General features: G+C 75.0%; 6 protein-coding genes. All 6 read left to right on the plus strand.

Annotated elements, in window-relative coordinates; translation table 11 throughout:
• Positions 1-96 precede the first annotated feature (96 nt).
• The gene (locus tag WME90_RS05480) at positions 97-1,719 is read left to right on the plus strand and encodes a protein kinase domain-containing protein (protein ID WP_437280010.1); all 1,623 of its coding nucleotides are present in this window, start codon (positions 97-99) and stop codon (positions 1,717-1,719) included.
• A 32-nt stretch (positions 1,720-1,751) separates the two neighbouring features.
• Complete coding sequence (locus tag WME90_RS05485) at positions 1,752-2,771, plus strand: PEGA domain-containing protein (RefSeq protein WP_437280011.1); 1,020 nt, start codon at positions 1,752-1,754, stop codon at positions 2,769-2,771.
• Positions 2,768-4,639, plus strand: a complete 1,872-nt coding sequence (locus WME90_RS05490) for a hypothetical protein (RefSeq protein WP_437280012.1) — start codon at positions 2,768-2,770, stop codon at positions 4,637-4,639. The genes WME90_RS05485 and WME90_RS05490 overlap by 4 nt, the downstream gene beginning before the upstream one ends.
• 72 nt (positions 4,640-4,711) lie before the next feature.
• Positions 4,712-7,234, plus strand: coding sequence for a Kelch repeat-containing protein (locus tag WME90_RS05495; protein ID WP_437280013.1), 2,523 nt, complete (start codon positions 4,712-4,714; stop codon positions 7,232-7,234).
• Positions 7,235-7,259: 25 nt separating this feature from the next.
• Complete coding sequence (locus WME90_RS05500) at positions 7,260-9,851, plus strand: kelch repeat-containing protein (protein ID WP_437280014.1); 2,592 nt, start codon at positions 7,260-7,262, stop codon at positions 9,849-9,851.
• Between the two features lie 7 nt (positions 9,852-9,858).
• Entirely contained in the window at positions 9,859-12,420 is a 2,562-nt protein-coding gene (locus WME90_RS05505) for a kelch repeat-containing protein (protein WP_437280015.1), read from the plus strand.
• The last annotated feature ends 14 nt before the right edge of the window (positions 12,421-12,434 follow it).

Below are 12,434 nucleotides of genomic sequence, written 5' to 3' on the forward strand. Positions count from 1 at the left end.
CGGAGTTCACCGGTCGCCAGCCGGCGGTGCGATGCAGTACGATGCGCCGGAGGCGCCGCCCTCCGGCGGACGCACACGGGCAAGATGGAGCTCTCGGTGAAAGCAGGCGACGTGCTGGCGGGGAAGTACCGCGTCGAGCGGGTCCTCGGCCAAGGAGGCATGGGCCTCGTCGTCGCCGCGCGGCACACCCACCTCCACCAGCTCGTGGCGATCAAGGTGCTGCTGTCCAGCGCGACCCCCGAGGCCGTCGAGCGCTTCCTGCGGGAGGGGCGCGCCAGCGTCCGAATCAGGAGCGAGCACGCGGCGCGGGTCCACGACGTGGACACGCTGCCGAGCGGCGCCCCCTTCATGGTGATGGAGTACCTCGATGGCCGCGATCTCGCGGCGGTGATCGCGACAGAGGGCCCGCAGCCGATCGCGCAGGCGGTCGGCTACGTCCTGGAGGCCTGCGAGGCCATCGCCGAGGCGCACGCTCACGGGATCATCCACCGCGATATCAAGCCGGCGAACCTCTTTCTCACGAGGGCGGCGGACGGCTCCCAGACCATCAAGGTGCTCGATTTCGGCATCTCCAAGGCGCTCACCGACGAGGCCGGCGGGCCAGAGCTCGCGCTCACGAAGAGCAGCGCGCTCCTCGGCTCTCCGCTTTACATGTCCCCCGAGCAGATGCGCGCCTCGCACCGCGTCGACGCGCGCTCCGATATCTGGTCGATGGGCGTGGTCCTCTATCAGCTGCTCACCGCGCGCATCCCCTTTCCATCGGACACGTTCGGCGAGCTCATCCTCAAGGTGAACGGCGATCCGCCGGACCCGATCGCTCAGGTGCGCACGGATCTCCTTCTCCCGCTCGAGGGCGCCATCTACAGGTGCCTCGAGAAGGACCCCGCGCGCAGGTTCGCCAACATCGCCGAGCTCGCGCGGGCGATCGCGCCCTTCGGACCCCCGCAGCAGGCGTCGATCTCGCTGGAGCGGATCGAGCGCGTGCTCGGCATGCAGGTGACGCCGTCGGCCTACATCGACGGAAGGAGCTCGCAGCCGCACGTCGGCGGAAGGAGCTCGCAGCCGTCGCAGCCGCACGTCGGCGGAAGGAGCTCGCAGCCGTCGCAGCCGCACGTCGGCGGAAGGAGCTCGCAGCCGTCGCAGCCGCACGTCGGCGGAGGGAGCTCGCAGCCGTCGCAGCCGTCGCCGTCGCTGGCGCAGACGCCGGGGACCGACGCCGCCGCGGGCCTCGCGCCGACCCCCATCACGAACAGCTCCTGGGCTTCGGGCCCGACAAAGGCGGCAAGGAAGTCCCGTGCTGCCCCGCTCGCCGCGACCGCGGCGCTCGCGCTCGCGCTCGGCGCGGGCGGCGCGCTCTACCACGCGTACGCGCTCCGCCCCGCGACAGATCCTCAGGCGCCCGCGACGTCGGCGGCGGCCGGCCAGGACGCCTCGGCGTACACCACCGCCGCCGCCCACGCGCCGAGCCCGGCCATCCCGGCGGACTCCGCGCGATCGCCCGAGGGGACCGCGCCCGCATCCGCGACCTCGGCGCCTGCGCCCGCGACCTCCGCGCCCGCGACCTCCGCGGCCCCGACGGAGCCCGCGAAGGAGCCGCGCAAGCCGGCTGTCGTCGGGACCCCGCGCCCGACCGCCTCGGCGCGCACGCCGGCGCCGACGTCGACGGCCCGGCCGGCGCCGACACCCACGAGGAGCGTGCTCGACATGCCGTTGCAGTGACCCCGCTGTTACCGCCCCGAGCCGAGGGATTCGTGCGACCGGACAACCACAGATCTCGCTTCCGAGGCGCCCTGGCCGGCGCCTTGATCCTGCTCAGCGGGCCAGCGCTCGCAGAGCGTCCGCCAGGCCAGCCCGCCCCGGCCGCGCAGCCGTCGCGGGTCCCGCTGGCCCAGGCGCTCACCGGGGCGGCCAAGGTGGATTACGAGACAGGGAAGCTCCTTTACAACGATGGTGACTTCAAGGGCGCGCGAATCAAGTTCCAGCGCGCTCACGAGCTCTCCGGCGACCCGAGGCTGCTCTGGAACATCGCCGCGTGCGAGAAGAGCCTCCGCCGCTACGCGAGCTTGCTGCCGCTGCTCGAGCGGTACGAACGCGAGGCCGGCCCCCTGCTCACGGACGCGGAGCGGCAGGCCACGGCCGCGCTCATCGGCGAGGTGAAGAAGCTCGTCAGCCGTCTGACCGTGACCGTCGATCAGGAGGGCGCGGAGATCTTCGTCGACGACGAGGCGATCGGGAGATCGCCGCTGTCCGGCCCCGTGCTCGTCGATATCGGCGCGCGGAGGATCCGGGTCGTGAAGCCCGGGTTCAAGGAGTACGCGCGCACCGAGCAGATCGCCGGAGCCACGGAGATCAGCGTCGCCGCGTCGCTGAAGGAGATCTCGCTCGAGGGGCGGCTCCTTGTCGAGGCCGGCGACGGCGATGCCATCGCGGTCGACGGGCGCGAGGTCTCCCGGGGCCGCTGGAGCGGAGCGCTGAAGCGCGGGGCGCACACGCTCCGCGTCACCGCCCAGGGGAAGGTCCCCTACCAGGCCGACGTCTTCATCGAGGAGGAGAAGACACGCAGGCTGGCGGTGACCCTGAAGCCGATCGAGCAGCCCGGCGGCTCCGGCAAGACGTGGCTCTTGATCGGCGGCGGCGCGGTCGTCGTTGGGCTGGTCGTGGGTGGCTACTTCGCGCTCAGGACCACGGAGCCGGAGACGATACCGGGCATCATGGGGACCGTGGAGCTCTCGTACGATGGCTCGGGGCTCCGCTTCGGAGCGAGGCCGTGAGCGCGGCGGCCTGCCCGCGCCGCGTGGCCGCGCTGCTCCTCGCCGGCTGCGCCGCCGCTTGCTCGTCGGCGGACGGGCCGCCAGAGCTCCTTGTCGTCGTCCAGACGGACATGTCGGTGCCGAAGGACATCGACAGGATCCGCGTCGAGGTGCTGTCGGGCGAGGAGCACCGGTTCGACACCAGCTACGATCTCGGCGACCCGGCGACCTGGCTGAAGCTGCCATCGACGCTCGCCGTCGTGGAGGGCAACGGGGCGGCCGGGCCCGCGACCCTCCGGGTCACGGCGTGGCAGGGCGCGACGCCGCGGGTGCTGCGGGAGGTGGTCACCTCGGTACCCGCGGACCGCGCGGCGATGCTGCGGCTACCGGTGCAGTGGCTGTGCAGCGGCCAGGTCGCGGCGGGCGGGGGCGGCGGCGACGAGGTGACGAGCCGGTGCCCGCGCGGCGAGACCTGCGTCAACGGCGGCTGCGTGCCGCAGGAGATCGCGCCGGAGTCGCTGCCGGATTACGACCCCAGACAGATCTTCGGCGGGGGCGAGACGCCCGGGCAAGGGCGCTGCTTCGACGTCGCGGCGTGCTTCCAGGAGAGCGCGCGGGCGGAGGTCGACCTAGCCTCGTGTACCGTCGCCGTGGACGCCTCGGTGAACCTCGCGCTCGCCACCGAGAGCGATGGGGTGTGCGGACCTTCCGGCTGCTTCGTCGCGCTCGACGCGGAGAGCGCGCTCGGCTGGCAGACCGCGGACGGCGCCGCGGGGGCCCGCCGGCTGCCCAAGAAAGTGTGCGATCGCATCGCCAGCGGAGAGAACCTCGCGGTCGTGACCGCGCCGGTCACGGGCGCGTGCTCGCTCAAGACGGAGTCGCTCCCCGCGTGCGGCAGGTGGTCCTCGGTGGGGCCCGCGGCCGCGCCGCCCGGGACCTCCGAGCCGGTCGCGATCGCGGCGCTGCAGCAGCGCCCGGCCGGCCTCGCGCTCGACGGCGAGCGGATCTACTGGACGAACCTCGGCTCCCTCACCGCGGCCGACGGCGAGCTCCGCGCGGCGCCGACGAGCGGCGGGCCGCGCGTCACGCTGGCCTCGGCGCAGGCCGGCCCGCGCGACGTCGCGCTCGGCGAGGGCGCGATCGTCTGGACGGAGAGCGGGCTCGGCGTGGACGATGGCCGCGTCCTGCGGCTCGACCTGGAGGCGCCGCAGGCGGCGCCCGGCGTGCTCGCGTCGGGGCAGAGCACCCCCGAGGGCGTCGTGGCGCGCGGGGGCGACATCCATTTCACGTCGTTCGGGGACGGCGTCGTCCACCGCGTCTCGGACGACGCCGGCGCGCCCGCCTTGGTGGCCGAGCAGCAGGGCCACCCTTACCGGATCGCGGCCGACGCAGCGTACGTGTACTGGACCAACGAGGGCGACGGCGGCAGCGCCAACGGCGCCGTCATGGTCTCGCCGCGGAGCGCGGCGGAGCCGGCTCCGGCGCCGCTCGCGGAGGGGCTGGAGACCCCTCGACACCTAGCCCTCGACGTCGGGAAGGACGGCCTCGCGACCGCGGTGTACTGGACGAGCTTCGCCTACTCGGGCGACGTGATGGTGCTCCCCCTCAAGGGCGGGGCGGCCGCGGGGGCGCCGCGGAAGCTCGCGACAGGACAGCGCTTTCCGAACGGCATCGCGGTCGACGGCGCGCGCGTGTACTGGACGAGCCGCGGCGACGGGGCGGTGAAATGGCTGCTCAAGGCGGCCGCGTCGGGCGACGAGCCGTCCGTGCTCGCGCGGGGCCAGCGCTCGCCGGGGGCGCTCCGGGTCGACGATCTCCACGTGGTCTGGCTCAACGAAGGCGAGGTCAACGAGTCGAACGGAGCCGTCCTGCTGATCGCGAAGCCGTAACCCGAGGTGCGCCCCCGCGAGCCGCGCGCCGTGAGCGCGGCGCCGGCGCTCCGGAGCGCCGGAGGAGATGCGATGAGAAGCGTAGACAGGATGACGAGGCGGGGCGCGCGCAGCGCCATCTACCGCTGTTCCGCTGCGGGAGCCCCAGCGCTCCTCGTCCTCGCCGGGTGTGCGGGGGACGGCGGCTCCGCGCCCGGCCCCGAGCAGCTCGGCGCGCTCTTCCCCGAGCACGCCGCCGCCATCGTCGGCGGTGACGAGCGCTTCGCGCGCGACGCCGTCGCTCGCGGCTTCGTGGCGCGCACGCCGGGCGGCTTCGACGCGTCGCTGCCGGACCGCGGCGAGGACGCCATCACCTTGCGGCTCCCGGGCGGGCTCGAGCTCGCCGTGCGCGAGGCCGGCCTCTCCGGCCGCGCCGCGCTGCACGGGCAGGCGGTGGCTTACGCCCGCCCCGGCGGCACCGCGCTCTGGACGGCGAGCTCAGCGGGCTACGAGGAGTGGCTGCTGCTCGACGGGGAGGTCGCGCGCGGCGGCGGGCCGGTGGCGACCTGGGAGGTCGAGGGGGCCACGCTGCGCGCGCGCGAGGGCGTCGTGGACTGCCTGGACGGCGGCGGCGCCGTCGCGCTGACGGTGAGCGCCGGCGAGGCCTACCAGGAAGACGGCGCGCCCGTGGAGGCGCGGCTCGAGGTCCGCGGGCAGTCGATCGCGCTCCGGCTCGGCGCGAGCTCCGGGGCGGTGCTCGTGGATCCGGCCTGGATCCCGGCGGGGAACCTGATCCGGGCGCGCTCCGCCCACACGGCCACCTTGCTCCCGAGCGGGCGCGTCCTCCTGGCTGGCGGCGATGGCGCGACCGGCGTGCTCAACTCCGCGGAGCTCTACGACAGCGCCACGAACACCTTCACGCAGGCGGCCCCGATGGGCCCTGCGCGCGCCCGTCACACCGCCACGCCGCTGACCACCGGCGAGGTGCTCGTTGTCGCGGGCCGCGGGATGTCGAACACCGTGCTCGACTCGTCCGCGCTCTACAACCCCAAAACCAACAGCTGGTCGAACGGCCCGTCGCAGTCGCCGCGCTACAGCCACACGGCGACGCTGCTCCAGGACGGCCTGGTGCTCGTCGCGGGCGGCGTGAGCTATCTTACCGAGTCCACGTCGAGCGCTGCCCGGTACACGGCGGGCGCCGGCTGGTCGGGCGCGGACGCCATGGAGCTCTCCCGCGAAAGTCACGCGGCCGCGCTGCTCAACAACGGCGACGTGCTCGTCGTGGGAGCCGCCGGCATGAACGCCGAGCGCTACGATCCGGTCTCGGATCGGTGGACAGCGACGCCGCTGGCGCCCTCGCCTCATACCTTCAACCCGACGGCGACGACGCTGCTGAACGGCATGGTGCTCGTCGTCGGCGGTGCCGGAGCCGAGGCCGACCTCTACGATCCGGCCAGGAACGCGTGGGAGCCCGCGCCGCCGATGCGCACCGCGCGCAACGGCCACACGGCGACGCTGCTCTCGGGCGGAGAGGTGCTCGTCGTGGGGGGCGGCACGGCGGCCGTGGAGCTCTACAGCCCCGCGACGAACCGCTGGACCGACATGCCGCCGCTCAGCGCGGCCCGCCGGGGTCACACCGCGACCCTGCTCGTCGACGGCCGCGTGCTCGTTGCGGGGGGGGACGGGGCCGCGGGGGAGGCGCTTGCGAGCGCCGAGATCTACGGCGTCGGCGCGGGGCTCGGCGCGCCGTGCGCGAGCGCCGCCGCGTGCGTGAGCGGCCACTGCGTCGACGGGGTCTGCTGCAACACCGCGTGCGCGGGCGGGTGCGGCGCGTGCACCGTGGCGCGCGGCGCGGCCGCCGACGGCACCTGCGCGGCGCTGTCCGGCACGCCCTGCGACGACGGCGATGCGTGCACGGCGGGCGACACCTGCGCGGCGGGGGCGTGTGCGCCCGGCGCGCAGGTGACCTGTCCTCCGCCAGGCCCGTGCCGCGAGCCCGCTACGTGCGAGCCGACGGAGGGCTGCGTTTATCCCGCGCTGCCCGACGAGACGCCCTGCGACGACGAGGACGCCTGCACGCAGGTCGACCGCTGCGTGGGCGGCGCGTGCGTCGGCGAGGATCCGGTCGCCTGTGAGCCGAGCACCTGCCAGCCCGGCGCGCGGTGCGATCCGGCGCAGGGGACGTGCGCGTTCACGTCTGCGCCCGACGGCACCGGCTGCGACGACGGCGACGCCTGCACGCTGCGGGACGCGTGCCGCACGGGCGTGTGCGCCGGCGTCGCCGTGCGCTGCCCCGTCGCCGGCCCTTGCCAGCGCGAGAGCACCTGCGACCCGGCCTCGGGCCAGTGCTCCGCGCTCCGATCGCTGCCCGACGGCGCGTCGTGTCCGGGAGGCGAGTGCGTGGGCGGGCAGTGCCTTCCTCCCTCCGTGGACCCGGTCGGCACCACGGGCGCCGGCGCCGGTCCAGGTGAGGAGTCGTCAGGCGGAGGGTGCGGCTGCCGTCTCGCGCGAGGCCACGGTCACCGCGGTGCCGCGGCCGCCTTGGCGGTGCTCCTGGTCGCGGCGCGCCGCCGGCGCAGGCGACGCGAGCGAAGACCATGGCCGCTCCTTTCGTGATGACGACCAGGGGCCCGGAGGCGTCATGAGAAGACACCGTGGTCAGCTCGTCCTGCTCTCATCGGTGCTGATGGGCGCGTACGGCTGTTCGGCCGATGATGGGCCGGCGAGCGCGCTCGATCCTGGCGCGCTGCGCCTCCGGTTCCCCGAGCAGACGGCGCGTGTGCTCGATGGCGTCCGGGGTTTTCGTGAAACCGCCGAGGGCTTCGCGCCGGGGATGGCTGTCCTCGGGGATGCGCGCGGCACGGTCGTCGCCCAGCTGCCTCGGCGGATCGGCGCGGAGACGATCCGCCTGGAGCTGCCGGAGGGGATCACCCTGCATGTTCGCGAGTCCGGCCTCCGCGGCGAGGGGGTGCGCGAGGGGGCTGCGGTGCGTTATCCGCGCGACGGCGGCGCGTCGTTCTGGGTCGCCACGAGCGCCGGCGTCGAGGAGTGGCTCCTCGTCGAGCCGGGGGTCGCAGCGCCTGGGCGGCCGATCGCCTCGTGGGAGGTGGACGGTGCGTCGCCCCGGCAGCAGGGCGAGTCCATCACCTGGCACGACGCGGCCGGCGTGCCGCGGCTGATCATGAGCGCGCCGGCGGCGTTCTCGTCGTCCGGCCGTCCTGTGCGTGTCGCGCTGCGCACCGCGGGCCGGGCCGTGGAGCTCTTCGCCGACGCTGGCGACGCTGGCGACGCGCTGCTCATCGACCCGGAATGGGTGGCCGCGCTGCCCATGAACCAGGCGCGGGAGGAGCACACCGCGACGTTGCTGCCCGATGGACGCGTCCTGGTCGCCGGCGGTCGTGGCACGTCGAGCGCCGCCCTGGCGAGCGCCGAGCTCTTTCAGCCCGCGAGCGGGATCTGGCTGCCGGCAGCGCCGATGAGCGCCGCGCGCGCCGACCACACGGCCACGCTGCTCCCGAGCGGCGACGTGCTCGTGGTGGGCGGGGCGACGGCCGAGCTCTACCACCCGGCCACGAACACCTGGAGCGTCACCGCGCCGCCGGCTGCCAGCAGGGCTTTTCACGCCGCGACCTTGCTCGAGGACGGCACGCTCTTCGTGACGGGCGGCCTGGTCGGCGGCTCTCCGGCGGCGACCACCGAGCGCTACGATCCGGCCTCGAACACCTGGACCCCCCGGGCCTCGATGGCCCGCGCGCGGAGCGGCCACGCCGCGGTGCGCTTGAACGACGGGCGGGTGCTCGTCGTGGGAGGGGACGACTCGGCGGTCTACGACCCGGAGGCGGACGCCTGGTCGCCGCCGGTGATCACGGCGGGCCTTCACGACCATCTCACGGCGACCCTGATGCCGAACGGCAAGGTGCTGATCGTCGGCGGCACTCAGGTGACCGACTTTACGGGCGGCATGCGCACCTCTCTCGTCGAGGTGTACGAGCCCGAGACGCGCGGGTGGATGGCGCCGGGACTGAGCTTCTTCGGAGGAATCGCGAGCCATACCGCGACGGTGCTGCCGAGCGGCAGAGTCCTTATCGCCGGTGGATTCAGCATCTCCCTGGGCGATGGCCGTCCGCGTCCCGTGGGACCGCCGACGCTGTTCGATCCGGTGACGAACGATGAGGTCTCCGGAGGGGGGACCACGATCGTGGATCGAGCAGCGCACACGGCGACGCTTCTCCTCGATCAGCGGGTCCTCCTGACGGGCGGCCACAGCCCCGCGAGGCTCGATGGCGCCATGGCGACGACGTCGATCTACGGCGTGGCGCTCGGGGCCGCGTGCGCGTCGGGCGCGGACTGCACGGCGGGGCACTGCGTCGACGGCGTGTGCTGCGACGCGGCCTGCGACGGCGGGCCGTGCGACGCGTGCTCGGTCGCGGCGGGCGCATCGCAGGACGGCCGGTGCGAGGCGCTCACGGGCCCTTCGTGCGACGACGGGCAGGCGTGTACGCAGGCCGACGTGTGCAAGGCGGGCGCGTGCGCCGGGACGCCGGTGGTCTGCGCGGCGCCCGACACGTGCCACGAGGCGGCGTGCGAGCCGGCGACGGGGGAGTGCATCGCCACGCAGCGCCCCGACGGCGCGGCGTGCGACGACGGCGACGGCTGCACCGAGGGCGAGGCGTGCGTCGGGGGCGCGTGCGTGGCGGGGGTGTCGGTCGAGTGCCCGCCGCCGCCGGCGTGCCATGCGCCGGGCGAGTGCGACGCGGAGACGGGCCGGTGCGCCAGCGCACCGCTGCCGGACGGGTCGGGGTGCGACGACGGCGACGCGTGCACGCAGGAGGACGCGTGCCGCAGCGGCGTCTGCGAGGGCGGCAGCCCGGTCTCGTGCGGCGAGATCGACTGCCGCTATGCGGGATCGTGTGATCCGGCGACGGGCGCGTGCGACCGCGCGGCCAAGCCGGACGGCACGCCGTGCGGGGGAGGCGTCTGCGTGGCGGGCGAGTGCGCGGTCGACACCGGCGGCGCGGGCGGCGAGGCGGGAGCGTCGAGCGGCTCGGCCGGGGGAGACGGCGCGGATCCCTCCAGCGGCGGGGGGTGCGGGTGCGTCGTCGGCGCGTCGCGCTCGGCGCCCGCGCCCTGGGCCGCGCTGCTCCTGTTGCTCTCGCTGGCGCGGCGCGCGCGCTCGCGAGAGCGAAACGGGCGCGCCACCGGAACGGATGCTCGTGAACGGCAAAGGGGGTGATGTCACGATGAAGCTGGTTCGCTCCGCGTCTCCACATCTCGCTTGGCTCGTCGCGCTGCTCGGGTGCTCGGAGGGCGGCGGCGCCGCCAGCACGAGCAGCGGCGAGGCGCTGCGCTCCAGGTTCCCCGAGCAGGCGACGCTCGTGCTCGAGAGCCCTCGAGGCTTCCAAGAGTCCGCCGAGGGCTTCGTGCAGGCCCTGGCCCTGCCCGGGCGAGCGTCCGGCGTGCTCGGCGCCCAGCTGCCTCGGCGGATCGGCGCGGAGACGATCCGCCTCGATCTGCCCGAGGGGATCACCCTGCACGTTCGCGAGTCCGGCCTCCGCGGCGAGGGGGTGCGCGAGGGGGCCGCGGTGCGTTATCCGCGCGACGGCGGCGCGTCGTTCTGGGTCGCCACGAGCACCGGCGTCGAGGAGTGGCTCCTCGTCGAGCCGGGGGTCGCAGCGCCCGGGCGGCCGATCGCCTCATGGGAGGTCGACGGTGCGTCGCCCCGGCAGGACGGCGAGTCCATCGCATGGCACGACGCCACCGGCGTGCCGCGGCTGATCATGAGCGCGCCGGCGGCGTTCTCGTCGTCCGGCCGTCCTGTGCGCGTTGCGTTGCGCACCGCGGGCCGGGCCGTGGAGCTCTTCGCCGACGTCGCCGACGCGGGCGAGGCGCTGCTCATCGACCCGGCATGGGTGGCTTCGCTGCCCATGAGCCAGCCGCGCGAGGACCACACCGCGACGCTGCTGCCGGACGGCCGCGTCCTTGTCGTCGGCGGTCGCAACGACTCGAGCGACGCCCTGGCGAGCGCCGAGCTCTTTCAGCCCGCGAGCGGGCTCTGGCTGCCGGCAGCGCCGATGAGCGCCGCGCGCGCCGACCACACGGCCACGCTGCTCCCGGGCGGCGACGTGCTCGTGGTGGGCGGGGCGACGGCCGAGCTCTACCACCCGGCCACGAACACCTGGAGCGTCGCCGCGCCGCCGGCTGCCAGCAGAGCTCGTCATACCGCGACCTTGCTCGAGGACGGCACGCTCTTCGTGACGGGCGGCAGGGTCGGCGACTCCCCAGTGGCGACCGCCGAGCGTTATGATCCGGCCTCGAACACCTGGGCCCCCCGGGCCCCGCTGGCCCGCGCGCGGAGCGGCCATGCCGCGGTGCGCCTGAACGACGGGCGGGTGCTCGTCGTGGGAGGGGACGACTCGGAGGTCTACGATCCGACCACGGACCGCTGGTCGCCGCCGGTGATCACGGCGGCATTCCACGACCATCACACGGCGACGCTGCTGCCGGACGGCGACGTGTTGCTGGTCGGCGGCACGCAGGTGGGCGAGGGCTCGAACCAGGCGCGCTACATCCCGGCCGAGGTGTACGAGCCCGAGACGAACACGTGGACGCTGCCGGGATTGAGCTTCTTCCGAGGCATCGGGGAGCACACTGCGACGCTGCTCCCCAACGGCAAAGTCCTCCTTGTGGGCGGGTATGCCATGAGCCTGAGCGGCGGACCCCCCCTACACGAGTGGTCGGTGACGCTGTTCGATCCGGTGACGGGCGATTCGGTGTCGGGAGCGGGGGGCCTGCCTTCGAATCGCGCGAACCACACGGCGACGCTGCTCCTGGATCAGCGTGTCCTCCTGACCGGCGGCTCCAGGCCCTCACGGTCCGAGGGCGCCATGGCGATCACGGCGATCTACGGCGTGGCGCTCGGATCCGCGTGCGCGTCGGGATCGGACTGCACGGCGGGGCACTGCGTCGACGGCGTGTGCTGCGACGCGGCCTGCGACGGCGGGCCGTGCGACGCGTGCTCGGTCGCGGCGGGCGCAGCGCAGGACGGCCGGTGCGCCGCGCTCACGGGCCCTTCGTGCGACGACGGGCAGGCGTGTACGCAGGCCGACGTGTGCAAGGCGGGCGCGTGCGCCGGGACGCCTGTGGTCTGCGCGGCGCCCGACACGTGCCACGAGGCGGCGTGCGAGCCGGCGACGGGGGAGTGCATCGCCACGCAGCGCCCCGACGGCGCGGCGTGCGACGACGGCGACGGCTGCACCGAGGGCGAGGCGTGCGTCGGGGGCGCGTGCGTGGCGGGGGCGTCGGTCGAGTGCCCGCCGCCGCCGGCGTGCCACGCGCCGGGCGAGTGCGACGCGGAGACGGGCCGGTGCGCCAGCGCGCCGCTGCCGGACGGGTCGGGGTGCGACGACGGCGACGCGTGCACGCAGGAGGACGCGTGCCGCGGCGGCGTCTGCGAGGGCAGCAGCCCGGTCTCGTGCGCGGAGATCGACTGCCGCTATGCGGGCTCGTGTGATCCGGCGACGGGCGCGTGCGACCGCGCGGCCAAGCCGGACGGCACGCCGTGCCGGGGAGGCGTCTGCGTGGCGGGCGAGTGCGCGGTCGACACCGGCGGCGCGGGCGGCGAGGCGGGAGCGTCGAGCGGCTCGGCCGGCGGAGACGGCGCGGATCCCTCCAGCGGCGGGGGGTGCGGGTGCGTCGTCGGCGCGTCGCGCTCGGCGCCCGCGCCGTGGGCCGCGCTGCTCCTGCTGCTCTCGCTGGCGCGGCGCGCGCGCTCGCGAGGGCGCCGTGGGCGTCAGCGCTGGTGAGCGCGTCCGCTCGC

It is taken from the genome of Sorangium sp. So ce375, assembly GCF_051473855.1.
Lineage (GTDB): Bacteria > Myxococcota_A > Polyangia > Polyangiales > Polyangiaceae > Sorangium.